Here is a 24,099-nt window from a genome sequence, read left to right as displayed (position 1 = left end):
TCGACGGGGCCCGTTGTGACCACAGTCGCCGGGTGATGACGAACACGCCCGCGCTGACCAGCGGACCGCGGTGAACGTGCTGAGAGGAACGATCCAGACGCTCAGTTCGGGCTGAGGTCGGACGGGCCGTTCCTCAGTCTCCGCGACGCATCAGGAACACCACTCCGAGGACCAGTCCGACCGCACAGGCGAGGCCCACGACCTCCACCGCGGCGTCCGTTCGGCCGCCCGGCAGCAGGAGGACGACCGCGGCGCCGACGAGCACGGAGAGTTGAACGGCGGCGAACCTCTTCGCGGGTGGTTTCAGTGCTTCCAGGTGCACGCGTGATCCGATCGGGACGATCGCCGCGTAGGCGGCCAGGACGTGCACCAGGTGCAGCAGCACGACCAGCGCGAACACGCCCGCCCACGACCGGTCGTCGCCCACGACCACCATCGCCGCCGCCGGGTAGCCGATGACCAGCGCGACGGCGGCGGACGCCGGGATCACCACCGCCGCGGCCACCAGCAGCCCGTACAGCGCGAGCGCCGGCCACTCCACGCCGTGCAGCGCCAGCACCCCGCCCGCCGCGCCGGCGGCGGCTCCCATGGCCGCCCGCAGCACCCACCCGGGCATCCCGCCCCTCACCGGCGAGTCCTCCGGTCGGGCACCGCGAGTCGTCCGGTGCGGCACCCCGAGATCACCGTTCGGGTCGACGGCGGTGTGCGGTGCGGTGCCCGGGGAGTGGGCAGGCAGGGGCACACGGCCGGGTTCGCCGGCGGCGTCACGGGCAGCGGCGGCGTCACGGGCAGGGCCGGGGTCACCGGGACAGCCGCCGCCCGGTCCGGACCTGCCGCAGCACTCCGCCGATCGGCGCGCCCCACGGCACGACGGCCACGCCGTGCTGCCGCATCGCCTCCAGCCGCACGTCGTGCTCCAGCCTGATCACCTTCAACGCGCTCGCGCCCCAGGGCGTCTCCGGATCGGGCCGCAACGGCTGCGGCAGCACGTCCACCGCCAGCACGAGGTTCCCGCGCCGCGCGGCGTGCACCGCCAGCTCCACCACCTCGGCGTCCAAGAACGGCGACAGGACCACCACCAGCGCGCCGTGCGGCACCTGCTCCGGCCGCAGCACGGGCCGCTGAGCCCACCCCGCCGACCGCGCGCACACCACCAGCTGGTTGCGCAGCCGCAGCATCTGCCGCCGCCCGACGCCCGGACGCGCGCCCAGCTGCGGCCGGCCCAGGTCGACCAGGCTCACCCGGTCGCCCTGCCGCAGGTACCCGGCCGCCAACGACGCCGCCGCGCGCACCGACAGGTCCAGGCTGCCTCCCGGGCGGACCGTCGTCCCGCGCGACGCCGGCGACCACTCCCCGAGCGACCTGCCCGGCGCGTGAACGGTCGTCGCCCGCGCCGGCGTAGCCCACTCCCCCAGCTCCGCGCCGACGTCCTGCCGCGTGTCCAACGCCAGCACCACGTCCGCGTCCGCCTCCGCGTGGTGCTCCCGGACGTGCAGGTTCGTGCCCTCGGCGGTGCCGGCCATCGCGCTGTTCCGCAACGACACCCGCCAGTCGATCCGCCGCAGCCGGTCGCCCGGCTGGAACGCCCGGATGTCGCGCAGCTCCACCGAGTCGCCCGGCCGCCGCGCCCGGTGCGCGCCGACCAGGCCCACGGCCCGCGCGGGCAGCAGACCGGCGGGCAGCGCCTCCACCGGCGGCAGGATCACCCGACCGCGTTCGACGGCGGTGATCGGACCGTGCACGAACAACGCGTCCGGCCCGGCCACCAGGTGGTCCGGTCGCAGGTCGACGCCCTCGCCCCACGCGTCGCGGCGCAGCACGACGTCGATCTCCCGTGCCGTCGCGGGCATCAGGTGCACCGGGCCGACACCGCCCGCCGCGGGGTCCGGCAGCCGGATCGCCAGCACCTCGGCGCCCGCGCCCGGGTCGACCGAGACCCGCGACCTGGCCGCGCCGATCTCACCCGTGCGGGGCAGGCCGCGGACCGTGACCGCCGGCGTGCCCGTGACCGGCGTGACCAGGGCGAGCAGCGTGGAGATCAGCAGCGGCGCGCCGAGCAGGACGAGCACCACCTCGTGCAGCAGCCCGCCGAGCACCACCATCCCGACGCCCAGCGCCAGACCGCGCACCAGCGCGTCGGTGGGGTGCCAGTGCGCCCCGCGCCCGCTGGTGAGCGCTTCGCGGAGCCGCTGCGCCCTCGTCATGACGAGCGGGTGCTCGCCGGGCCGGGCACGCGACCCAGCAGCTCGGTCACGACCTCCACTCCGGTGACGCCGGACGTCCACGTCTCCGGGCGCAGCGTGATGCGGTGCGCGAGAGCCGCGACGGCGCACTCCTTGACGTCCTCGGGGAGCACGAAGTCCCGCCCGTCGAGCACCGCCAGAGCCCGCGCCACCAGCACCAACGCCTGCGCGCCGCGCGGTGACGCCCCGACCTCGACCGCGGTGTGGCGGCGGCTCGCGGACGCCAGGTCCACGCAGTACCGGAGCACGTCGTCGTCCACCGACACCTGCTCCACGCCGTGCTGTAGCCGCAGGAGCCGTCGCGCGTCCAGCACCGCCCCCACCTCGGTCTCCTCGCGCTGCCGGGTGAGCCTGCGGCGCAGCACCTCGACCTCCTCGTCGGGCGGCGGGTAGCCGATGTCCAGCCGGAGCAGGAACCGGTCCAGCTGCGCCTCGGGCAGCGGGTACGTGCCCTCGTACTCCACCGGGTTCGCGGTCGCCAGCACGTGGAACGGGCGGGGCAGCGGGAACGTGCGGCCCTCGACCGTCACCTGCCGTTCCTGCATGGCCTCCAGCAGCGCGGACTGGGTCTTCGGCGGGGTCCGGTTGATCTCGTCGGCCAGCAGCAGGCCGGTGAACAGCGGGCCTTCGCGGAACGTGAACTCGCGGTCGCCCGGGTTGTAGAGGAACGAGCCGGTGACGTCGGCGGGCAGCAGGTCGGGGGTGCACTGGAGTCGCTTGAAGTCCAGCTTCAACGCCTGCGCCAGCGACCGCGCCATCAGCGTCTTGCCCAGGCCCGGCACGTCCTCCAGCAGCACGTGACCGCCCGCGAGGACCGCCGCCAACGCCAGCCGCAGGGACCGTTCCCGCCCCACGACGACCGTGCCGACGGCGGCCAGCACCGCTTTCGCCTCGGCGGCGATCGTCTCGACTTCCGCGTGCTGCTGGTTCTCCGCGTTCTCGGCGTTCTCGGCGTTCTCCGCGTTGCCCGCGGTCGATTCGTTGCCCGGGGTCACAGGTTCTCCAAGAGGTCGGCGAGCTTCGACGGCTCGGGCAGCGGTGCGGTCGGGTCGGTGAGCAGGCGGTGCAGGTCGGCGCCGAGCACTTCGCGCGCCCGCGGGTCCTGGAGGCCGTGCACGCCGTGCTGCTGGCGCAACCGCGCCTCCGCGAGCCGCCGGAGCCGGGGCTGGACGCGGGTGACGAACCGGTCCTGGTCGACGGCGGCCTCGGCGAACCGGCTCGCGAGCGTGCCGGCCTGCACGGACGTGGCGGTGGAGACGGTCGCGGGCAGGGGCGTCCAGACGACGTCGGTCGCGCGGGGCAGGCGGGACACGAGCAGGGCCAGCGCGCCGACCGGCAACGCGATCAGCACCGCCCAGTGCCACGGCGAGCCCACGCGGTTCAGCACGAACGCGGTGACAGCGGCGACGGCGACCGCCAGCGTCGTCGCTCGGGCCATGCCGACCAGCGGGGTCACCGGAGGTCCCGGACGATGCGCGCCAGCGCTTCGGTGGCCGTGCGGGCGTCCGCCGCCGACACCTCGGCCGTCCCGAACCGCGCCCGCTGGTAGACCCCCTTGAGCGTGCCCGCCGCGGCCTCGTCCACCCGGTAGCGGCGCAGCAGGTCGCCGGTGAACTCGGTCGGCGTCTGGTGGTCCCGGCGTGGCACGCCGCTGTCCTCGGCGGCCCGTTCGAGGCTGAGCCAGGCGGCGATCACCGCGTCACCGGGCGGGCCGGCCTGGTCGCGCAACGCTTCCAGCGCGTCCGCCGCACCTCGGACGAAGATCACCGACGGCTCCGCCCGGCCGTCCTCCAGCTCGGGCGCGTCGACCGCCACCCCCACCCCCCGCCGCCGCTCGCGCCGGAACACGCCGAACGAGAGCAGCAGCGCCACCACGCCGATCACCGCCACCACGACCAGCACGATCAGGACGACGAGCAGCGACCCGGCCGCCGTCGACCCGCCCACCTCGGTGTCGAACGGGTCGACCGACGCGGCGGGCGGCGCGGCCGTCTCGTCGACGTCGACCGGCCGTTCCGCGAACCGGACCGGCGACGTCCCGCGCGCGGCGAGCGCCACCAGCACGAGCGCCGACCCCACCGCGAGGACGAGCGCGAGGCGGGGCTTCATGAGCCCAGGATGCCTGGTCCCTCCGGGTCGGCGCGTGCGGTTCGCGCGAAGACGACCGACTGGCCTACCCGGCAGGGATCTCCGGGGTGGGCCAGGTGCACACGGAACAGCGCACTTCGCGGAACCGCGGACGCCTGCGTTCCTGGTGTCACCTCTTCGGGTGGCCTGCGGCCTCCGACGCCGCACGCAGGACGTCCTGGAGCATGGACTGGGTGAGCTTGCCGGTGAACGTGTTCTGCTGGCTCACGTGGTAGCAGCCGAACAGGTGCAGGGGCGGGCCGTCGTCCTGGGCGGGCAGCGCGACCCGGACACCGTGGCCGAAGACCGGACGTGGACGGGGAACCTGCCAGCACGCGGCCAGCACCGGGAGCAGCGCCTGCCAGCCGAACGCGCCCAGCACGAGCACCGCGCGCAGTGTCGGGCGGAGCAGTTCGAGTTCCCTGATCAGCCACGGACGGCAGTTGTCGCGTTCCTCCGGGGTCGGCTTGTTCTCCGGCGGCGCGCACTTCACCGGCGCCGTGATGCGGGTGCCGATCAGCTCCAGGCCGTCGCCGACGTGGGTCGCCGTCGGCTGCGTCGCCAACCCGACCTCGTACATCGCCGCGTACAGGAAGTCGCCCGAGCGGTCGCCGGTGAACATGCGGCCGGTGCGGTTCGCGCCGTGCGCGGCCGGGGCCAGGCCGACGATGGCCAGCGAGGCGTCCGCCGGACCGAAGCCGGGCACCGGACGTCCCCAGTACTCCTGGTCCCGGAACGCCGCCCGCTTCACCCTCGCCACCTCCTCGCGCCACGCGACCAACCGCGGGCAGGTGCGGCAATTGGTAACCCGTTCGTCAAGAGCGGACAGCGGGAGCAAGGAGCGCGACTCCGATCGTAGAGTTCGAGCATGACCGACAAGGACAACGGCGACGAGCAGGCCGCCAAGGACGCCAAGGACCAGCCCGGCGACGAGCGGGACCTCCCGGCCGACGACCTCGTCACCACCTCGCACAGCATTACCGTCAAGCGCCGCAAGCTGAACTACACCACGACCACCGGTCGGGTGGTGCTGCGGCAGGAGGTGCTGACCGAGGGCAAGTTCGACGGGCACCAGCCGAAGGCGGAGGTGTTCGTCACCGCGTACACGCTGGACGGGGCTGACCCGGCGAAGCGGCCGGTGACGTTCGCGTTCAACGGCGGGCCGGGGTCGTCCAGCGTGTGGCTGCACCTGGGGCTGCTCGGGCCGCGCCGGGTCGTGTCCGGTGACGTCGGCGAGATGGCGCCGCCGCCGTACGACCTGGTCGACAACGCCGAGACGCTGCTCGCGCACAGCGACCTCGTGTTCATCGACCCGGTGTCCACGGGGTACTCGCGGGCGGTGAAGGGCGAGAAGCCCGGCGAGTACCACGGGTTCCAGGGCGACCTGGAGTCGGTCGGCGAGGTGATCCGGCTGTGGACGTCGCGCAACGGGCGCTGGATGTCGCCGAAGTTCCTGGCCGGCGAGTCGTACGGGACGACGCGGGCGGCCGGGTTGGCCGAGTACCTGCAGTCCCGGTACGGCATGTACCTCAACGGGCTGATGCTGATCTCGTCGGTGCTGGACTTCGCCACGCTGGACTTCAGCGAGGGCAACGACCTGCCGCACACGTTGTTCCTGCCGACGTACGCGGCGATCGCGCACTACCACGGGCTGCACGGGTCGCGTGAGCTCGATGACGTGCTGGCGGAGGCGGAGGAGTTCGCGTCGCGGGACTACCCGTGGGCGTTGGCGCGCGGTAACCGGCTGTCCACTGAGGAGCGTGCCGACGTGGTGGCGCGGCTGGCCGCGCTCACCGGTCTGAGCGAGGACTACGTGGACCGGGTGAACCTGCGGATCGAGCACGTGCGGTTCTTCACCGAGTTGCTGCGGTCGGAGCGGAAGGTCGTCGGGCGGTTGGACTCGCGGTTCACCGGGCCGGACGCGGATTACGGGCGGGAGCACTTCGGCGAGGACCCGTCGTACTCGGCGATCCTCGGGCCTTACACGGCGGCTTTGAACCACTACGTGCGGGCGGAGTTGGAGTACGAGAACGATCTGCCGTACGAGATCCTGACGATGAACGTGCGGCCTTGGTCCTTCAAGGAGTTCGAGGGGGTGCACGTGACGGTGGCGGACAAGTTGGCATCGGCGATGCGCGCCAACCCGCACCTTCGGGTGCACATCGCGTACGGGCACCTCGACGGTGCGACGCCGTACTACGCTGCGGAGCACGTGGTGGCACACCTGAAGATCCCGGACGAACTGCACGCCAACATCGAAGCCGCCTACTACCCCGCGGGACACATGATGTACGTCCATGAGCCGTCGCGGGTGCAGCAGTCGAAGGACCTGGCCGATTTCGTCCAATCCGCTTCGAACCGCTAGGTCTTCGAACCGCTAGGTCGCGCGGGACACGCCCAGGGTGTGAAGGGAGTCCGCAGGATTCCTCGAGATCACCCTGACGTGTTAAACCGGGCGCGGGCGGTATGAATGGCATCATCCGATGCGTTGCCGGAAACATGGAGGCGGCGCACACGGCGGACCCGTAGGAGAACAGGCGACAGCGGTAGCGGTAGCGGTAGCGGTAGCGGTAGCGGTAGGCAGGGATAGCGGACCAGGCACAGCGGACACCCGCCGAACACCGCGAACCCGCCCCGGTCCCTGCCCGGTCGACCGGAGTGAGATCGGCCGGGCAGGGACCAGGCTCACGACCGCGCGACCCGGCGGACCGGACGAGTTGACGGCCAAGGCGGTCGGGGGCACGGCGGTCTGGGCGGCCGGGAAAGGCCGTGGTCAGGGGACGACGGAGCGTTCCTCGGCGAAGTGGCACGCGCTCGGGTGCCCGCCCACGCGGGTGATCAGGGCCGGTTCCTCCGCGGCGCACACGTCCTGCGCTTTCCAGCACCGCGTGCGGAAGCGGCAGCCGGAGGGCGGGTTCACGGGGGACGGAACGTCGCCGGTCAGGCGGATCACGTCCCGCCTGCCGCGCAGGGTCGGGTCGGCCACCGGCACCGCGGACAGCAGCGCCTGCGTGTACGGGTGCGTGGGGTGCTGGTAGATCTCCTCCTCGGTCCCCAGCTCGACGATCTTCCCCAGGTACATCACCGCCACCCGGTCCGACAGGTGCCGCACCACCGACAGGTCGTGCGCGATGAACACGTACGACAGCCCGAACTCACCTTGGAGCTCCGCCAGCAGGTTCATCACCTGCGCCTGGATCGACACGTCCAGCGCCGACACCGGCTCGTCGCAGACGATCACCTTCGGCCGCAGCGCCAACGCCCGCGCGATCCCGATCCGCTGCCGCTGCCCACCCGAGAACTGGTGCGGGTACCGGTTGAGGTGTTCGGGGTTCAGGCCGACGACGTCCAGCAGCTCCCGCACCCGCCCGGCCCGCGACGCCTTGGGCGCCACCTCCGGGTGGATCTCGAACGGCTCACCCACGATGTCCCCCACGGTCATCCGCGGGTTCAGGGAGGTGTACGGGTCCTGCAGCACGATCTGCATCTCCCGCCGCCACCTCCGCAGCGCGGCGCCCCGGAGCGAGAACATCGGCTCACCCTCGAAGTACGCCGCCCCGGACGTGGGCGGTTCCAGGCGCATCAGGACCTGGGCGAGGGTCGACTTGCCGCACCCCGACTCGCCGACCACCCCCAGCGTCTCCCCGGCGCCCAACGTGAACGACACGCCGTCCACCGCCCGCACCTGCCCGATGGTCCGCCGGAACGCCACCCCCCGCGTCACCGGGAAGTGCTTCACCAGGTCCACCACTTCCAGCAGCTCAGGCACGAGGACCACCGACTCCCCCGGCCCCACCAGCTCCAGCAGAACCACCAGAACCACCGGCTCCACGAGATCCCGCGACACCGGATCCCGCCACGACCTCCTCCGCGAAGTGGCACGCGCTGGTCCGCCCGGACCCGAGCCGCACCGCCGACGGCACGTGCGTCCCGCAGATGTCCTCCGCCCGCGGACACCGGGGGTGGAACGGGCATCCCGGCGGGATCCGCAGCAGGCTCGGCGGCAGCCCGCGGATCGTCTCCAGGGCCGTCCCCTTCGAGTCCAACCGGGGCAGCGAGCGCATCAACGCCGCCGTGTACGGGTGGCCGGGCGACCGGAACAGCGACACGGCGTCCGCGTGCTCCACGATCCGCCCCGCGTACATCACCACGATCCGGTCCGCCACCTCCGCCACCACCCCGAGGTCGTGCGTGATCAGGACCAACCCCATCCGCCGCTCGCGCTGGATCTCCGCCAGCAGGTCCATGATCTGCGCCTGCACGGTCACGTCCAGCGCCGTCGTCGGCTCGTCCGCGATCAGCACCTCGGGGTCCAGCGCCAGCGACATCGCGATCATCGCCCGCTGCCGCATCCCGCCCGAGAACTGGTGCGGGTACTCCCGAACCCGTTGCCGCGCACCGGGGATCCGCACCAGGTCCAGCAGCTCGATCGCCCGCGCCCGCGCGTCGGCCCGGCTCATCCCGCGCCGCACCCGCAGCTGCTCCTCGATCTGGAACCCCACCGTGAACACCGGGTTCAACGCCGACAGCGCGTCCTGGAAGATCATCGCCACGCCTGAGGCGCGCACGGCACGACGGCGTTCGGCGGAGGCCGGCAGCAGCTCCTCACCGCGGAACCGCACCGACCCCCGCGTCACGAAAGCCGGCGGGGTGTCGAGGATCCCCATGATCGCCTGCGCGGTCACGCTCTTGCCCGACCCGGACTCGCCCAGCACGGCCAACGTCTCGCCCGCCGACACGTGGTAGCTCACGCCGTTCAGCACGCGCGCCACCCCGTCCCGGGTCCGGAACTCCACGTGCAGGTCCTCGACCTCCAGCAGCACAAAAACCTCCCCAGAAGGATCCAGTCCCAGCAGATCAACGCAGCTTCGGGTCGAGGGCTTCACGCACCGCGTCGCCCAGCATCACGAACGCCAGCACGGTCGCGGTCAGGAAACCGGCCGGGAACAGCAACGCGTGCGGCGCGACGCGCAGGTAGTCCTTGGCGCTGTTGATCATCACGCCCCACGACACGACCGGCTGCCGCAGCCCGATCCCGAGGTACGACAACGTCGCCTCGGCCCCGATGAACGCCCCCAAGGCGATCGTCGAGTACACCAGCACGGGCGCGACGCAGTTGGGCAGCATGTGCTTGCCGATGATCCGCGCCGAGGACGCGCCCAGCGCCCGCGCCGCCTTCACGTAGTCCTGCTGCTTGGCCGCGATCGCCGTGGACCTCATGATCCGCATCGCCACCGGCCACGACAGCACCGAGATCGACAGCACCACCTGCGCCACGATCCGCACCGGTCCCGCGTGACCGCCGGCGTTCAACGTGGTGAGGATGACGATCGCGCCCAGCACGAACGGCACGCCGACGAACACGTCCGCGATCCGCGACACCACGGCGTCCAGCCACCCGCCGTAGAACCCGGCCAGCATCCCGACCGACGCCCCGACGAGCACCACGCCCAACGTCGCCAGCACACCGACGACGATCGACGCCCGTGCCCCGTGGACGACGCGCGTGTAGATGTCGTAGCCCTGGTTGTCGTACCCGAACCACGCCTGGGCGGACGGCGCGCCACGCGACCGCGACAGGTCGGCCAGGTTCGGGTCGCCGGACGCGAACAGCCCCGGGAACAGCGCCATCGACAGCATGAGCGCGATCAACGACACGGACACCCAGAACAACGGCCGCCGCCGCAACGTGTGCCAGGCGTCCCCGAACAGCCCGCGCGGCCGTTCCGCCACCAGCGAAGCGATCTGGTCAGTCATAGCGGATCCTCGGGTCCAAGACCGCGTACAGCAGGTCCACCAGCAACGTCATGAGCAGGTACACCAGCACGAGCACGGTGACCACGCCGGTCACCATCGCGCCGTCCTTGGTCAGGATCGACCGGAACACCAGGCCTCCGACGCCGGGCACGTTGAAGATCCCCTCGGTGACGATCGCGCCGCCGAGGAACGCGCCGAGGTCCGTGCCCAGGAACGTGACCACCGGGATCAGCGAGTTCCGCAGCAGGTGCACGCCCACCACCCGCCGCGTCGGCTGGCCCTTCGCCAACGCGGTGCGCACGTAGTCGGCCCGCCGGTTCTCCGCGATGCTCGCGCGGGAGAGCCTCGCCACGTAGGCCATGGACAGGCTCGCCAGCACGAACCCGGGCACGACGAGGTTGCCGAACGTCGGCGTGGTGACCGTCGGCGAGATCCAGCCGAGTTGCAGCCCGAACACGAGCTGCACCACGTACCCGGTGACGAACACCGGGATGGAGATGAGGAACAGCGTGGACACCAGCACCAGGCTGTCCAGGAACCCGCGGTTGCGCAGGCCCGAGACGACACCGGCGGTGATGCCGATGACGGCCTCGACCAGCAGCGCCACGAGGGCGAGCTTCACCGTCACCGGGAACGCCGCCGCGATCCGGTCGCCGACCTCCAGCCCGGACGAGGTGACGCCGAAGTCGCCTTGGACGAGGCCGAGCAGGTACTTGCCGTACTGGACGAGCAGCGGGTCGTCCAGGTTGAACTTCTCCCGCATCGCCGTCACGTACGAGGCCGGGCAGTCCCGTTCACCGCACTTGCCCTCGAACGGGTCACCCGGCACCGCCCACACCAGGGCGTAGATCAGGAACGTGGTGCCGGCGAACACCGGCACCATCTGCAGCAGCCTGCGCAGGACGTAACGCCCCAACGAGCACTCCCCTCGGGCGGGGCCGGTCCGGGTGGCCTGCCACCCGGACCGGCCCGTGCGAAACCCCGGTGCGCGGAACCCCTGGTGCTAGGCCACTTCGACCGTGTAGAGGTCCAGCGTGCGGAACGGGTCGAGGTTCGCCACCTTGAGCCGGTCGGAGCGGCCGGCGATGGTGTTCTGCGTCCACAGCGGGAGGACGGGCAGGTCCTCCGCGAGCATCCGCTCGGCTTCGAGGTACAGCTCGATCGCTTCCTCTTCGCTGGGCGCCTTGTCGGCTTCGGCGAGCTTGGCGTCGAACGCCGGGTTGGAGTAGCCGCCGTCGTTGGAGGACGAGCCGGTCCGGTACAGCGGCGTGAGCCAGTTCTCGATCGACGGGTAGTCGGCGATCCAGCCCGCCCGGTACATGCCGGTCATCTCGTGCGCGTTCACCTTCTGCCGGAACTCGCCGAAGCTGGTGGACGGCACGAACCTGGCCTCGATGCCGAGGGTGTTCTTGAGGCTGTTGACCACCGCCTCGGCCCATTCCGTGTGGCCGCTGTCGGTGTTGGACAGCAGCACGACCTCGCCGGTGTAGCCGGACCTGGCGAGCGCGGCCTTGGCCTTCTCCGGGTTGAACGTGCAGAACTCGCCGCACTGGCCGGGCTGGTAGCCCTTCATCAGCGGGTGCACCCAGCCGTCGGCGGGTTTGCGGGTGCCCTCGAAGATGACCCGGGTGATCTCCTCGCGGTTGATCGCCATGGAGATCGCGCGGCGCAGCTCGACGTTGTCGTAGGGCTTGAGGTACAGCGGGAACGCGATGGTCTGTTTGTTCAGCGTCTCGCGCTGCACCACCCGTTCGCCCAGGTCGGTCTCGTACTGGCGGCCGGCCAGCGCGTTGGGCGGCAGTTCCTCCAGGAAGTCCAGGTTGTTCGCGACGAGGTCCGCGTAGGCCGATTCACGGCTCTGGTAGACCTTCAGCGTCAGGTCCTTGAACTTGGGCTTGTCGTTGCCCTTGTAGTCGTCGTAGCGGGTCAGCTTGATGTCGGTGCCGACGGTGCGCGAGACGTACTTGAACGGGCCGTTGCCGATCGGGTGTTCCTCGAAGGCCTCGCGGTCCTCGAAGAACGCTTCGGGCAGCGGCGCGAACACCTCGTAGCCGATGGTCACCGGGAACACGGCGAACGGCTCGGACAGGGTGATGGTGAACGTGTGGTCGTCCACGACCTCCAGGCCGGACATGGTCTCCGCGGTCGGGGCCGGCGGCTCCTGCGGGCCGTCGGGGCCGTCCGGGTCCTTCGGGTGGACGGCGTCGAAGCCGTCGATCTGGGCGAAGAAGCTGGCGCCCTGGGTGGCGTTGGGGCCGTAGGCGGTCCAGTTCCAGGCGTCCACGAAGCTCTTGGCGGTGACGGCGCTGCCGTCGTGGAACTGCCAGCCGGGCTTGATCTTGACGGTGAAGACCTTGGAGTCGGTGGTGTCGATCGACTCGGCCATCGCGTTCACCGGCTGCGCGTCCTCCGCGCGGTACTCGACCAGGCCGGTGAACATCGGGTCGAGGACCCGGCTGCCGCCGACCTCGGTGGTGTTGCCGGGGACGAGCGGGTTCTCCGGCTCGGTGTTGAAGATGGTGATGCCGGCTTCGGTGTTCGAGGCCGCCGGGGTGTCTGCCGCGCCGCAGGCGGTCGCGGCCAGAGCGACCGCGACGGCGGCGGGGACTAATCGTGCACGTGACAATGGGTCCTCCCACCTGATCGGGTGTAACCGAGCAGAGTCGACCGCTTTCACAGCGTGAGAGGAACGCTATTCGGACGGTGACGTGGGCCATACCGGTGACGGCGTCACGGCTTGATCACGATCAATCCCAGTTGACAGCTTCAGGCGACGGAAAACGCGATGCCGTCGAGGATGTCGTGTTCGCTGGAGACGAGTTCCGTCACTCCGCGCGACTCCAGGTGGTCGGCCAGCGCGCGGACGATCAACGCGCCACCGCAGATCACGTCCACCCGACCGGGGTGCATCGGCCCCAATGCCGCGCGCTCGTCGTGACTCATCGTGAGCAGCTTCGCGGTGGTCTCGCGGATCCGGTCGAGGCCGATCCGGGCCAGGTGGATCTCGGTCGGGTCGTACCGGGGCAGGTCCTTGGTGAGCGCGACGAGGGTGGTGACGGTGCCGGCCACGCCGATCCACGTCTTGGTCTTCGCCGTGGGGACCGCCTCGAACGCCTCGGCCAGGACGTCGCGCGCCACCCGGACCGCTTCGTCCACTTCGGCTTCGGTCGGCGGGTCGCCGCGCAGGCAGCGTTCGGTGAGCCGCACGCAGCCGATGTCCACGGACCGGGCCGCCTCGACGTCGCCGCGCACGCCGTTCCACGTGCCGAGGACGAGTTCGGTCGACCCGCCGCCGATGTCGGAGACGAGGAAGGGGCCTTCGTCCGCGTCCAGGTCGGACACCGCGCCGGTGAACGAGAGGCGGGCCTCCTCGTCACCGGTGATGACTTCGGCTTCGACGCCCAGGACTTCGCGGGTCATGTCGAAGAACGCGTCTTTGTTGGCGGCGTCCCGGGTGGCGGAGGTCGCCACCATGCGGACGCGCTCGGTTCCCTTGCGGCGCAGGACGTTCGTGTAGTCGAGGAGCGCGGCGCGGGTGCGGGCGATGGCGTCGGGGTGCAGCTCGCCGGTGGCGTCCACCCCTTGTCCCAGTCGGACGACCCGCATCTCGCGGTGCACGTCGCGCAGCCACCGCTCGCCACTGTCCGAAGTGGTCACGTCGGCGACCAGCAGCCGGATCGAGTTGGTCCCGCAATCGATCGCGGCCACGCGTGCCATGCCCGGTTTCCTTCCCTGCCGGTGGGTGCTGCTCCCAGCACAGTAGTCGCCGCACGGCCCGGACCTGCCCGTGACGCGGGCCGCCGGGGTCCGGCTTCGGCTGGGCCGGGTGAGCGGGTCCGGGAAGGGCTGGCGGCTCCGGGACGGCTCAGTTCGGCTGCATGGACGAGGTGGTCGGCGACGGCTCGGCGGAGGTGACCGGGTCGCCGGAGGTGCCGGCCGGCGTGCTGCTGCCCGCCGTGGTCGCCTCTGGGGTGGTCGCCTCTGGGGTGGTCGCCTGCGGAGTCGTGGACTCCGGCGTCGTCGTGGCGGCCGAGGTCGTCCGTTCCGTGGTCGTCACCGCGGACGACGTGGTCACCGGCGACTCGGACGTCGCCGACGGGGAGCTGGACCCGGTCGTCGTCGGCGTGGTCGTCGTCGTGGGCTCAGTCGTCGTGGGCGTCGTGGTGGTGGTCGGCGTCGGGCAGCCCGGCGGCACGGAGGGTGTCGTCGTGGTCGGCGGCGTCGTCGTCGTCGGCGTGGTCGTGGGCGTGGTGGTCGTCGTCTCCGTCGGCGTCGTGGGGCACGACGGCGGCGTCGGGGTCAGCGGCACCGTCGTCCCGGGACGCGTCGTGGTCGTCGGCGGGGTGGTCGTGCCGTGCGACGGCGGCGTCGTGCCGGGAGGCGTGGTGCCCGGGGGTGTCGTGCCCGGGGGTGTCGTGCCGGGAGGCGTGGCGCCGGGCCGCCCGGGGTTGTACGCCGGGTTGCCGGGGCCGGGGCCGTAGTCGTCGTCCGAGCCGACCATGTCCGGCAGCGGGGTGATGCCCTTCGAGTAGGCGTCGGCCCAGTACAGCACCGTCCGCACGTACTCCTCGGAGTGGTTGTACCGGAACACCGAACGCGCGCGCTGCACCGGATCGCTCAGGTCCGAGCCGTACGCGCACAGGTAGTTGCCCGCGCCGACGGTGGCGTCGTAGATGTTGTTCGGGTTCTTCTGGCCGTCGCCGTTGCCGTCGGCCGCGTAGCCGGCCCACGTGGACGGGATGAACTGCATCGGGCCCACGGCCCGGTCCCACGTCCGGTCACCGTCGAAACGGCCGCCGTCCGTGTCCGGGATCGCCGCCACGCCGGGCGAGCCGTCGAGCACCGGCCCCACGATCGGGCTAACCGTGGTGCCGTCCTCGGTGACCCGGCCGCCGCGCGCGTGCCCGGACTCGCTGCGCCCGATGCTCGCCAGCAGCGGCCAGTCGAGGTTGCAGCCGGGCGTCGTGCGGGCCAGCCGGTCCGCCGCGCGCATGTAGGCCTCGAGCATGACGCCGGGGATGCCGTGCTGGCCCTCGCGCAGGAAGCCGCCGTCCAACGGGGGCAGCTCGTCCTCGAACTCGGACGGGTCGTCGGCGGCGTCGAGCAGCGCCGCGCTCAGCTCGTCGGTCTCGGGCAGTCGGCCGGTCGCGCCCAGGCCGTCGCCGTCCTTCAGCGCCAGCGTGCCGAGCACGTCACCGGAGCCGGGTGGGATGGCCTCGACGCCGGACTGGTTCGACAGGTTGACCCAGTCGACGGGTGTCGCGCCGTGCAGGAGGGCGGGGATGAGCATGGCGGCGGTCGCCGTCGCGGCGAACCCCCACTGCCGTGGCGTCATCGTGCCCGGATGGACCTTGGCCCGCTTCCGCACGCGACGTTTGCTCTTCGGCACAGCCACGAACTCCCCAATAGTCGTTACCCGCCGAGACCCAGAGTGCCTGATCCGAACGGCGGTGTCACTGCCGTGTGCCCCCGGATGTCCGAAGAACTGCCCTTGGAGTCAGTTCTTCACCGTTGACGCGCAGTCACCGCTCGGCCACCACTCGGCGAGCCTGTCGAGCGCCTCGTCGCCGAACGGGTTCACGCCGGGGCCCGCTGCCAGCGAGTGCGCCACGTGGACGTGCAGGCACTTGACCCGGTCGGGCATGCCGCCCGCGGTGACGGTCGTGCCCAGCGGCTCGATCGCGTCGCGCTCGGCCAGGTACAGCTCGTGCGCCCGCCGGTAGTGCTCGGCCAGCTGTTCGTCCGCGGCCAACCGGTCGGTCATCTCCTTCATCAGCCCGGCGCCCTCCAGCCTGCTGACGAACGAGTTCAACCGCGAGCAGGTCAGGTAGTACAGGGTCGGGAACGGGGTGCCGTCCTCCAACCGCGGGTTGGTCTGCACGACCGCCGGGTGCCCGCTGGGGCACCGCGCGGCGACCTCCCGCATCCCCCGCGGCGCGCGTCCCAGCTGCGCCGTCACCGCCGCCCTGTCCTCGTCACTGACCGTCATCGCGCTGCCGCCGAATCCCACAGTTGCTCGTACCACGCCTTGTCCTGGGCCGGTTTCGCGGCCGGTCGTTGTTCGTCCAGTTCGCGCTCCGCGTCGCCGGGGAGCTGCACGATGTAGGGGGTCTCACCGGGCCGCACGTAGTGCAGCCGGCGCCGTGCCTCGGCCTCCACGTGCGCCGGGTCGGCCAGTTCGCGCTTGCGCTGCTCCAGCTGGGCCACCTCGGCGCGCAGGGTCTCGTGCGAGGCGGTGATCCCGCGCAGCTCCTCGCGCTGCGCCAGGTACGTCCGCAGCGGCACGGCGATGCTCAGCGCCAGCGCGCACACCACCATCGCCAGCAGCGCGGCCCGCCGGGTGCCGGTCATGCCGAACGCGCCGCCGGTGCCCGCGCCGGCCCTGGTCCGGGCCTTCGACTGCGGCTTGCGCGCGGGCGGCCGGGCCTGCGGCCTCGTGCCGGAGGCCTTGGCGCCGGAGGCCTTGCGCCCCGCCGAGCCGGCCCGCCCGGTCCCGCGGTCGGCCGGACTCGCGCCGTGAGCCCTGCGACCAGCGGTTCCGCCCTCGGCGGCGGTGCGCTCCCCGGCCTTGCGGTCCCCTGCCTTCCGGCCCGCTGCCGGGCCGCCTGCCGACTTGCGATCGGCCGCCTTGCGGTCACCGGCTTTGCGATCGGCTGCCTTGCGGTCCCGGCCGGCGGCAGGGCTGGATCTCGGCGTGGCGTCGCGGCCACGCCGAGGATCCCGTTCCCGCGGCGCCATCAGCTCTCCGGCGTGTACCGCGGGAAGGCCAGGTCGCCGGCGTACCGCGCGGCGTCGCCCAGGGCCTCCTCGATGCGCAGGAGCTGGTTGTACTTCGCCGTGCGCTCGCCGCGGGCGGGCGCGCCGGTCTTGATCTGGCCGACGCCGGTGGCCACCGCGAGGTCGGCGATCGTGGTGTCCTCGGTTTCGCCGGAGCGGTGGGACATCATCGACTTGTAGCCGTACGAGGTGGCCAGGGAGACCGCGTCCAGCGTCTCGGACAGCGTGCCGATCTGGTTGACCTTCACCAGCAGCGCGTTCGCCGCGCGCCGGGAGATGCCCTCCTCCAGCCGCTCCGGGTTCGTCACGAACAGGTCGTCGCCGACGATCTGGACGCGTTCGCCCAGCTCCGCGGTCAGCTGCACCCAGCCGTCCCAGTCGTCCTCGGACAGCGGGTCCTCGATCGACACGAGCGGGTAGGCGTTGACCAGCTCGGTGTAGTAGCCGGTCATCTGCTCGGCGCTGCGCTTGGTCTTCTCGAACGTGTAGGCGCCGTCGGAGTGGAACTCGGTGGCGGCCACGTCCAGGGCGAGCGCGACGTCCCGGCCGGGGGTGTAGCCGGCCTTCTCGATCGCGACCAGGATCAGGTCGAGCGCGGCCCGGTTGCTCGACAGCGCGGGCGCGAAGCCGCCCTCGTCGCCCAGGCCGGTGGACAGGCCCTTGGACTTCAGCACCGACTTCAGGGCGTGGTAGACCTCGGCGCCCCAGCGCAGGGCCTCGCGGAAGCTCTCCGCGCCGATCGGCGCGATCATGAACTCCTGGATGTCCACGTCGGTGTCGGCGTGCGCGCCGCCGTTGAGGATGTTGAGCATGGGCACGGGCAGGACGTGCGCGTTCGGGCCGCCGATGTACCGGAACAGCTCCAGGCCGCTGGAGGTCGCCGCCGCCTTCGCCACCGCCAGCGACACGCCGAGGATCGAGTTCGCGCCCAGGCGGGACTTGTCGGGGGTGCCGTCCAGGTCGACCAGCTTCTGGTCCACCACGCGCTGTTCGACTGCCTCGATGCCGACCAGCTCGGGACCGATCTCGTCGAGCACGGCCGTGACCGCGCGCTCCACTCCCCTGCCGAGGTAGCGCCTGGCGTCGCGGTCCCGCAGCTCCACCGCTTCGTGCTCGCCGGTGGACGCCCCGGACGGCACCGCGGCGCGCTCCAGCGTTCCGTCGTCCAGCGCGACCTCAACCTCGACGGTCGGGTTGCCGCGCGAGTCCAGGATCTCGCGGGCGCCGACCTGCTCGATGACCGCCACGTGCGCTCCCTCGTCAGACCATCTGTGCATCTGCGCCGAGCCTAGTTGGTGCAAGGTGTGGAACGGCCCCGGCTCGCTCGTCGGGGCGTCAGCGGGAAGGGGTTTCACGCGTGGTTCACGTGACGCGGGGTGGGAACGGGCCGTTGCTGGTGCTGCTGCACGGGCTGGGTGCGACCGGATCGGTGTGGCGCGGGGCGGCGGAGTCGTGGCCGGGGTCGTGGTTGGCGGTGGACCTGCCGGGGCACGGGAGGTCTCCGGCGCTGGACCGGTACTCGTTCGGGGCGTTCGCGGCTGCCGTGGCGTCGGTGGTCCCGGCCGGACCGGTGGCCGTGCTGGGGCACTCGCTGGGTGGCGTGGTGGCGTTGACGCTGGCCAGCGGGTGGTTCGGGGTGGACGTGCGGGCCGCCGGCGGGGTGGGGATCAAGCTGCGGTGGACGGCGGAGGAGCTGGAGCGGGCGGCGTCGATGGCGGCCCGGCCGGCGCGGGTGTTCGGGACGCGGGCGGAGGCGTCGGCGTGGGCCGGGAAGCTGGCCGGTGTGCCGTTGGAGGACGGCGTGGTCGAGGTGGGCTCGGGTGGGGAGGCCGGGTGGCGGGCGGCGCTGGATCCGGCGGCCTTCGGGGTGGGCGCGCCGGACGTGGCGGGGTTGCTGGCGGTGGCGAAGGCGCCGGTGGTGCTGGCCGCGGGCGAGGCCGACCACATGTGCCCGCCGGAGCACCTGAGGGAGGCTCAGGCGAGCGGGATGGTCCTGCCTGGAGTGGGGCACAACGCCCACGTGGAGCGACCCGCGTCGATCAAGCCCGTGCTCGACCGGCTGCACGCCGCGCTGGTCGGGTGACTCGTGGGTGGCTCATGGGGTGACACGCCGATCCCGTCATCCGGTCGGCTGTCGAACTGCGGCGGGGTGCGCGGGTAGCGTTGATCGAACCATGACGGACAGCACCTTCGAGGCGTTCCGCCGAGCCGAGGCGCTGCTCGCCGACCGGCGCCCGTTGGAGGCGCTGCGGGAGCTGCGCGTCGTGCTCGAAGCGGCGCCGGAACGGGCGAGCGTGCAGCTGCTCGCGGGCCGGGCCTACCTGGGTTCGGCCCAGTTCAAGCGTGCCGAGGCGGCGTTCCTGAAGGTGCTGGAGTTCGACCCGAGCGACCACTACGCGCGGTTCGCGCTGGGCCGGACGTTGCAGCGGCAGAACCGGTTGACCGAGGCGTTGACGCAGCTCAGGATGGCTGCGGCGATGAACCCGTCACCGGAGTACCAGGAGGCGCTGGGCGAGGTCAGCGCACGACTCGCGGTGGAACGGGACCGATGACGTACGAACTCGGCGAGGTCGTGGCCGAACGGCAGGTGGAGTGCGCCGCCGGTGACGGCAGCCGCACGCAGGTCGTGGTCCGCATCGGCAGGCCCCACCCGGACCCGCTGAGTTCCCACGGTGACTGGCGCTGCCCGCACCAGATCGTGGGGCTGGGCGAGGAGACCGTCGGCGCGTCGTTCGGCGTCGACTCCTTGCAGGCCCTGTTGCTGAGCGTGTACCGCGTGCGGCTGGAGCTGGCGGATCGCGCGAAGGCGGCCTCGGTGGACCTCGACTGGCTGGGCCTCCCGGACCTGGGCCTCACGGTCACCCCGACCCCGGTCCCGCCCGCCGACCCTCGCACGTAGACCCCGGCAAGACCGGCGCTACCGCCCTGATCGACCGCTCCAGGCGTGCTCGACCCGGCTGTCGTGGTCGACTCAGCCGGTGAGGCTGGCGCGGGCGTAGGCGTCGGCGCCGCTGTAGACGTTCTGGCCGTACTCGGTCGAGTTGTTGTAGTCCAGCACGGCCGACCACCACCCCGCGCCGGTGCCCAGGTCACGGCCGCCGGAGCAGAGGTACCGCGCCGCCGCCAGCGCCGCGTCGTCGATGTTCTGCGGGTCCGGGTTCCGGCCGTCCCCGTTCGCCCGGACCGCGTACCGCGCCCAGGTGGTCGGGATGAACTGCATCGGCCCCACCGCCCTGTCCCACGTGGTGTCGCCGTCGAGGACGCCGCCGTCGCTGTCGGCGATCGCCTTCACGCCCGGTGAGCCGTCCAGCGGGATGCCGACGATCGGTCTCGACGGCCGTCCTTCCTCACCGAGCTCCCGACCGCCGATGGTGCCGTGGTGCGACTCGATGCGGCCGATACCGGCCAGCGTCGCCCACGAGATCCGGCACGCCGGGTCCTCCGCCCGCATCATCAGGTCCGCGACGGCGTACGCCCGCAGGGCGCGGGCCGGGACGTCGATCTTGTCCGACAGCGACGCGGCCCACTCGTCGAGCGGTTCGACACCGGGGGTGGGCGAGGCCTGCGGTTCGCCGGACGTCGGCACCTGGCCGCCCGCCCCCGGCGCCGCGGCACCGGGCTGCACCTCCTGGAACGGCACGGGGAACGGCGGGTCCACGGCCGTCCTGGGCCCGGACCGGTTCAACGTGCCCAGCGCCCAGGCCCCGCCCGCCACGAAGGCGAGCAGGAGCAGCACGAGCGCCAGGCGTCCGACGAGGTTGCCGGCATCGCCACGACCCGGAGGGCGAGGCTCGGTCTTCGGCGGGGGCGGGACGACCACGAAGCCAGGCTACGTGCTCTTCGCGCCGGCGAAGACGACGATCACGCAGCACTACGTCCCCGTACCGCTGGGTCACCCCGGGCTCCGCCTCCGCTCGACGTCCGGGAGGCGGGCGTTCAGCCCAACGGCGGCAGGGACGGCGGGGTGGCGGCCGGGCGTTCGGAAAGTGCCTCCAAGGCCAGGCGGACGGCGGTGTCGAGTTGGGGGTCGCGGCCGGCGACCCTGTCCTGCGGCGTGATCACGACCTCGACGTCCGGGTCGACGCCGTGGTTCTCCACGCCCCACCCCGGCCCGGCGAACCACGTCGCGTACCGGGGCTGCGTGACCATGGTGCCGTCGACCAGGCTGTACTGCATGTCGATCCCGATCACCCCGCCCCACGTGCGGGTGCCGACGACCGGCCCGATGCCCATCTCCTTGATCGCCACGTTCACGATGTCCCCGTCGGACCCGGCGAACTCGTCCGCGATCGCCACCACCGGCCCGCGCGGCGCGTCACCGGGGTAGCTGACGGCCGTGGTGTACCCGCGGGCCACCGACCAGCCGATGACCTTCCGCCCCAGCTTCTCCACCACCAGCTCGGACGTGTGCCCGCCGCCGTTCTCCCGCACGTCCAACACCACCGCCTCACGCGCCAGCTCCACCCGCAGGTCGCGGTGCAGTTGCGCCCAGCCGGCGCCCATCATGTCCGGCACGTGCAGGTACCCGACCCGCCCGTCGGTCAGCTCGTGCACGCGCGCACGCCGGTCGGCGACCCACGCGTGGTACCGCAGCGGCTCGTCGTCCCGCAGCGGCACCACCACGACGCGTCGCGGCTCGCCGCCGCGGCCCGGCCGCACGGTCAGCTCCACCGGCTTCCCCGCCGCACCGACCAGCAGCGGCGCGGGGCCGGTCAACGGGTCCACCTGCCGTCCGTCGACCGCCACGATCGCGTCACCGGTCCGCACCGCGACCCCGGGAGCCGACAGCGGCGACCGCGCCGCCGGGTCCGACGTCTCGCCCGGGATCACCCGCACGACCCGCCACGCGCCCGCCTCGTCCCGTTCGAGGTCCGCACCGAGCAGCCCGACCGCACGTCCGCGCGGCCCGCCGTGCACGGGCATGACGTAGGCGTGGGACGTCCCCAGCTCGCCCTGGACCTCCCACAGCAGGTCGACCAGGTCGCTGTAGCTGCCGAGCCGGTCCACCAGCGGCCGGTAGCGCTCCAGCACGCCCGCCCAGTCCACGCCGCCCATGTCGGTGCGCCAGAAGTGGTCCCGCATCAGCCGACCGGCCTCTGCGTACGACTGCCGCCACTCGGCCGCCCGGTCCACCACGACCCGGATCCGGGACAGGTCGACGTTCACCGAGTCGCTGTCGTCCGAGTCGACCTTCCGGTCGGTCGGCACGACCCGCAGGTCGCCGCCGTCCTGCACGACCATCCGCTGCCCGTCACCGGCCACGTCGAACGCGTCCACGCCGTCCACCAGCGTCTCGGTGCGCGACTTGGCCAGGTCGAACCGCTCCAGCAAGGCCCGGGGCGGACGGGCGGTCGCGCCGGCCAGGTTGTCGCCCAGCACACCGCGCAACGGCGACCGCAGCCACAGCAGCCCGCCCTTCGCCGCCGTCAGCGCCGAGTAGCGGGCGGCGGCGACCGGCACCGTCACCACCCGGTCGGCCAGGCCCTCCAGGTCGACGACGGTGATCGGGTTCTCGTCGTCCTTGTCCTTGTCCTTGTCGTGCGAGTCGTCGCCCACGGACCGGCCCAGGCGCAGCGGGTCGAACGGTGACGGGGTGGTCGCCGCGAGCGGCAGCAGGTAGGGCCGGCAGCCGGTCGGGAACGACAGGTCGAACACGTGCGCGTCGTACACCGGGTCGAAGCTGCGGACCGACAGGAACGCCAGGTAGCGGCCGTCCTCCGTGAACGCGGGCGAGAAGTCGGAGAACCGCAGCGGCGTCACGTCCACCACGGACAGGTCGGTGGTGTTGGTCATCCGGATGTGCTGGAGCGGGCGCGGGCCGGGGTGCGACCAGGCCAGCCAGTTCGAGTCCGGGGAGAACGCCAGGTCGCTGACGTGCGGGTTCGCCCCCTTCAGGACTTCGCGCACCTCGCCGGATTCGACGTCCACGAGCAGCAGCCGCCCGTCGTGGGTGGCGACGGCGAGGCGGCGGGCGTCCGGCGCGACGGCCAGTTCCAGCACGCGGCCGAGCTTGCCGACGGCCACGCGGCGCGGTTCGTTGCCGGGTTCCACGCCGCCGACCGGCGAGAACTCCAGGCCCTCCTCGCCGTCCGCGTCCGTCACCCACACGACGTTGTCGCCGACGACGCGCGGCAGCCGTGCCCGCACGCCCGGCTGTTCGGCCAACGCGCGCACCGGACCGTCCCGGTGCGTCACCCAGTGCACGGTGCCGCGCACCTCGACCACGCTCGCACGGCCGGTCTTGTCCGGGTGGAAGTCCTCCGGGCGGGACGACACCGGACGCGGCCGGCGGGCCGTTCGAGGGCCTCCGAGCACGATCTCCAGCCGACGCGGTGACGCGCCGTCGAGGTCGTCGAGCACCCACAGCTCACCCGCCTGCTGCCAGACGACCCGCTCGCCGTCGCTCGACGCGACCCGCGCGTAGAAGTCCTGCTGCTCGGTGTGCCGGCGCAGGTCCGACCCGTCCGGGAGCACGGAGTAGACGCTGCCGATGCCGTCGTGGTCGGACAGGAACGCGATCCGGTTCCCGATCCACATCGGCGACGTCAGCGACGACGTCAGTTCGGGGAGGATGCGGGCGAACTCGCCGTCACCGGCGGTGTCCACCCACAGCTTGCCCGCCGCGCCGCCCCGGTAGCGCTTCCACCAGGCGGGGTCGTGGCCGTAGACGGAGGTGACGACGACCTGGCCGGACGGGCCGAACGACACGTCGTCCACCCAGCCGAACGGCAGCCGGCGCGACGGGCCGCCGTCGGTCGGCACGGCGTGCGCCCACTGCCGGTTCGAGGACGCCTGGCCGGTGGCCGTCACCGCGACGACCTCGCCGGCGGACGTCCACCCGCGCACGGCGGTCGAGTAGTCGCCCCAGTAGGTGAGCCGGGTGGCCTCGCCGCCGTCCACCGCCGCCAGGTGGACCTCGGGCGCGCCGTCACGGCGGCTGGTCCAGGCGAGCCGCGTGCCGGTCGGGTCGAAGCGGGGGAACGACACCGGCACCTGGTCGGCGGTCACCCGCCAGGCACGGCCGCCGTCCAGTGGGGCGAGCCACACGTCGTCCTCGGCCACGAACGTCACGAGATCGCCGTGCAGGTGCGGGAAGCGGAGGTAGGCCTCGGTCACCCGCTCGACGTTAGCGCGCCGTTCACTCCCGGTTGCCCCGGGCCGCGAAGCTCACTGCGGCATCGCGCCCGGACTTCAC

22 protein-coding genes are annotated in these 24,099 nt (G+C 72.4%); 4 read left to right on the top strand and 18 right to left on the bottom strand.

Annotation, left to right across the window (positions count from 1 at the left end; all coding sequences use genetic code 11):
- Nucleotides 1-133 precede the first annotated feature (133 nt).
- From ACRAKI_RS03500 to ACRAKI_RS03475, 6 genes are all read right to left on the bottom strand, one after another.
- On the bottom strand, nt 134-628 hold the full coding sequence (locus ACRAKI_RS03500) for a hypothetical protein (protein WP_447005604.1): 495 nt from the start codon (nt 626-628) through the stop codon (nt 134-136).
- 172 nt (nt 629-800) lie between these two features.
- Entirely contained in the window at nt 801-2,204 is a 1,404-nt protein-coding gene (locus tag ACRAKI_RS03495; RefSeq protein WP_447005603.1) for a DUF58 domain-containing protein, read from the bottom strand.
- Nucleotides 2,201-3,145 (bottom strand): AAA family ATPase, encoded by a 945-nt coding sequence (locus tag ACRAKI_RS03490; protein WP_447008324.1) that lies wholly within the window; start codon nt 3,143-3,145, stop codon nt 2,201-2,203. The genes ACRAKI_RS03495 and ACRAKI_RS03490 overlap by 4 nt, the downstream gene beginning before the upstream one ends.
- An 89-nt stretch (nt 3,146-3,234) precedes the next feature.
- Complete coding sequence (locus ACRAKI_RS03485; RefSeq protein WP_447005602.1) at nt 3,235-3,699, bottom strand: hypothetical protein; 465 nt, start codon at nt 3,697-3,699, stop codon at nt 3,235-3,237.
- Nucleotides 3,696-4,352, bottom strand: a complete 657-nt coding sequence (locus tag ACRAKI_RS03480; RefSeq protein ID WP_447005601.1) for a DUF4129 domain-containing protein — start codon at nt 4,350-4,352, stop codon at nt 3,696-3,698. Before ACRAKI_RS03480 ends, ACRAKI_RS03485 begins: the two co-directional genes overlap by 4 nt.
- A gap of 148 nt (nt 4,353-4,500) precedes the next feature.
- A complete protein-coding gene (locus tag ACRAKI_RS03475) occupies nt 4,501-5,208 on the bottom strand; it encodes a uracil-DNA glycosylase (RefSeq protein WP_447005600.1) in 708 nt (235 codons plus the stop codon).
- 30 nt (nt 5,209-5,238) lie between these two features.
- Between ACRAKI_RS03475 and ACRAKI_RS03470 the strand changes: the two genes are divergently transcribed.
- Entirely contained in the window at nt 5,239-6,735 is a 1,497-nt protein-coding gene (locus ACRAKI_RS03470) for a S10 family peptidase (protein ID WP_447005599.1), read from the top strand.
- A 408-nt stretch (nt 6,736-7,143) separates the two neighbouring features.
- Here the strand turns inward: ACRAKI_RS03470 and ACRAKI_RS03465 are convergent, their stop codons facing one another.
- The 10 genes from ACRAKI_RS03465 to eno all read right to left on the bottom strand — a co-directional run bounded on the left by ACRAKI_RS03465 (nt 7,144) and on the right by eno (nt 18,151).
- Nucleotides 7,144-8,139, bottom strand: coding sequence for an ABC transporter ATP-binding protein (locus ACRAKI_RS03465; RefSeq protein WP_447008323.1), 996 nt, complete (start codon nt 8,137-8,139; stop codon nt 7,144-7,146).
- Entirely contained in the window at nt 8,132-9,193 is a 1,062-nt protein-coding gene (locus ACRAKI_RS03460; RefSeq protein WP_447005598.1) for an ABC transporter ATP-binding protein, read from the bottom strand. Before ACRAKI_RS03460 ends, ACRAKI_RS03465 begins: the two co-directional genes overlap by 8 nt.
- A gap of 34 nt (nt 9,194-9,227) precedes the next feature.
- On the bottom strand, nt 9,228-10,127 hold the full coding sequence (locus tag ACRAKI_RS03455; protein ID WP_447005597.1) for an ABC transporter permease: 900 nt from the start codon (nt 10,125-10,127) through the stop codon (nt 9,228-9,230).
- Nucleotides 10,120-11,043 carry an ABC transporter permease gene (locus tag ACRAKI_RS03450; RefSeq protein ID WP_447005596.1) on the bottom strand — a complete coding sequence of 308 codons (924 nt, stop codon included), beginning with the start codon at nt 11,041-11,043 and terminating at the stop codon, nt 10,120-10,122. The genes ACRAKI_RS03455 and ACRAKI_RS03450 overlap by 8 nt, the downstream gene beginning before the upstream one ends.
- A gap of 87 nt (nt 11,044-11,130) precedes the next feature.
- Entirely contained in the window at nt 11,131-12,753 is a 1,623-nt protein-coding gene (locus ACRAKI_RS03445) for a peptide ABC transporter substrate-binding protein (protein WP_447005595.1), read from the bottom strand.
- 140 nt (nt 12,754-12,893) lie between these two features.
- Nucleotides 12,894-13,844, bottom strand: a complete 951-nt coding sequence (locus ACRAKI_RS03440) for a Ppx/GppA phosphatase family protein (protein ID WP_447005594.1) — start codon at nt 13,842-13,844, stop codon at nt 12,894-12,896.
- 148 nt (nt 13,845-13,992) lie between these two features.
- Nucleotides 13,993-15,462: a lytic murein transglycosylase gene (locus ACRAKI_RS03435; RefSeq protein ID WP_447005593.1), complete on the bottom strand. Its 1,470-nt coding sequence runs from the start codon at nt 15,460-15,462 to the stop codon at nt 13,993-13,995.
- A 162-nt stretch (nt 15,463-15,624) separates the two neighbouring features.
- A complete protein-coding gene (locus ACRAKI_RS03430) occupies nt 15,625-16,116 on the bottom strand; it encodes a DUF501 domain-containing protein (protein WP_447005592.1) in 492 nt (163 codons plus the stop codon).
- Nucleotides 16,113-16,865 (bottom strand): septum formation initiator family protein, encoded by a 753-nt coding sequence (locus ACRAKI_RS03425; RefSeq protein WP_447005591.1) that lies wholly within the window; start codon nt 16,863-16,865, stop codon nt 16,113-16,115. Before ACRAKI_RS03425 ends, ACRAKI_RS03430 begins: the two co-directional genes overlap by 4 nt.
- Nucleotides 16,865-18,151 carry a phosphopyruvate hydratase gene (eno, locus tag ACRAKI_RS03420; protein WP_447005590.1) on the bottom strand — a complete coding sequence of 429 codons (1,287 nt, stop codon included), beginning with the start codon at nt 18,149-18,151 and terminating at the stop codon, nt 16,865-16,867. Before eno ends, ACRAKI_RS03425 begins: the two co-directional genes overlap by 1 nt.
- A 110-nt stretch (nt 18,152-18,261) precedes the next feature.
- Here eno and ACRAKI_RS03415 point away from each other — a divergent pair, with 110 nt between their 5' ends.
- From ACRAKI_RS03415 to ACRAKI_RS03405, 3 genes are all read left to right on the top strand, one after another.
- The gene (locus ACRAKI_RS03415) at nt 18,262-18,987 is read left to right on the top strand and encodes an alpha/beta fold hydrolase (protein ID WP_447005589.1); all 726 of its coding nucleotides are present in this window, start codon (nt 18,262-18,264) and stop codon (nt 18,985-18,987) included.
- A 91-nt stretch (nt 18,988-19,078) separates the two neighbouring features.
- On the top strand, nt 19,079-19,456 hold the full coding sequence (locus ACRAKI_RS03410; protein ID WP_184927613.1) for a tetratricopeptide repeat protein: 378 nt from the start codon (nt 19,079-19,081) through the stop codon (nt 19,454-19,456).
- Nucleotides 19,453-19,803 (top strand): DUF6968 family protein, encoded by a 351-nt coding sequence (locus ACRAKI_RS03405; RefSeq protein WP_447005588.1) that lies wholly within the window; start codon nt 19,453-19,455, stop codon nt 19,801-19,803. Before ACRAKI_RS03410 ends, ACRAKI_RS03405 begins: the two co-directional genes overlap by 4 nt.
- A 72-nt stretch (nt 19,804-19,875) precedes the next feature.
- On the opposite strand, the gene ACRAKI_RS03400 is transcribed toward ACRAKI_RS03405, so the two are convergent.
- Nucleotides 19,876-20,724: a lytic transglycosylase domain-containing protein gene (locus ACRAKI_RS03400; protein ID WP_447005587.1), complete on the bottom strand. Its 849-nt coding sequence runs from the start codon at nt 20,722-20,724 to the stop codon at nt 19,876-19,878.
- 116 nt (nt 20,725-20,840) lie between these two features.
- Nucleotides 20,841-24,020, bottom strand: coding sequence for a S41 family peptidase (locus tag ACRAKI_RS03395; RefSeq protein ID WP_447005586.1), 3,180 nt, complete (start codon nt 24,018-24,020; stop codon nt 20,841-20,843).
- Nucleotides 24,021-24,099: the final 79 nt, after the last annotated feature.

It is taken from the genome of Saccharothrix isguenensis, assembly GCF_052936305.1.
This window is presented reverse-complemented; position numbering and strand designations above follow the sequence as displayed.

Bases quoted from the DNA above. Each gene is read 5' to 3' on its own strand.
- ACRAKI_RS03495 (WP_447005603.1), bottom strand. From the start codon at position 2,204: ATGACGAGGGCGCAGCGGCTCCGCGAAGCGCTCACCAGCGGGCGCGGG.
- ACRAKI_RS03480 (WP_447005601.1), bottom strand. From the start codon at position 4,352: ATGAAGCCCCGCCTCGCGCTCGTCCTCGCGGTGGGGTCGGCGCTCGTG.
- ACRAKI_RS03470 (WP_447005599.1), top strand. From the start codon at position 5,239: ATGACCGACAAGGACAACGGCGACGAGCAGGCCGCCAAGGACGCCAAG.
- ACRAKI_RS03455 (WP_447005597.1), bottom strand. From the start codon at position 10,127: ATGACTGACCAGATCGCTTCGCTGGTGGCGGAACGGCCGCGCGGGCTG.
- ACRAKI_RS03440 (WP_447005594.1), bottom strand. From the start codon at position 13,844: ATGGCACGCGTGGCCGCGATCGATTGCGGGACCAACTCGATCCGGCTG.
- ACRAKI_RS03435 (WP_447005593.1), bottom strand. From the start codon at position 15,462: ATGACGCCACGGCAGTGGGGGTTCGCCGCGACGGCGACCGCCGCCATG.
- ACRAKI_RS03430 (WP_447005592.1), bottom strand. From the start codon at position 16,116: ATGACGGTCAGTGACGAGGACAGGGCGGCGGTGACGGCGCAGCTGGGA.
- ACRAKI_RS03425 (WP_447005591.1), bottom strand. From the start codon at position 16,865: ATGGCGCCGCGGGAACGGGATCCTCGGCGTGGCCGCGACGCCACGCCG.
- ACRAKI_RS03410 (WP_184927613.1), top strand. From the start codon at position 19,079: ATGACGGACAGCACCTTCGAGGCGTTCCGCCGAGCCGAGGCGCTGCTC.
- ACRAKI_RS03405 (WP_447005588.1), top strand. From the start codon at position 19,453: ATGACGTACGAACTCGGCGAGGTCGTGGCCGAACGGCAGGTGGAGTGC.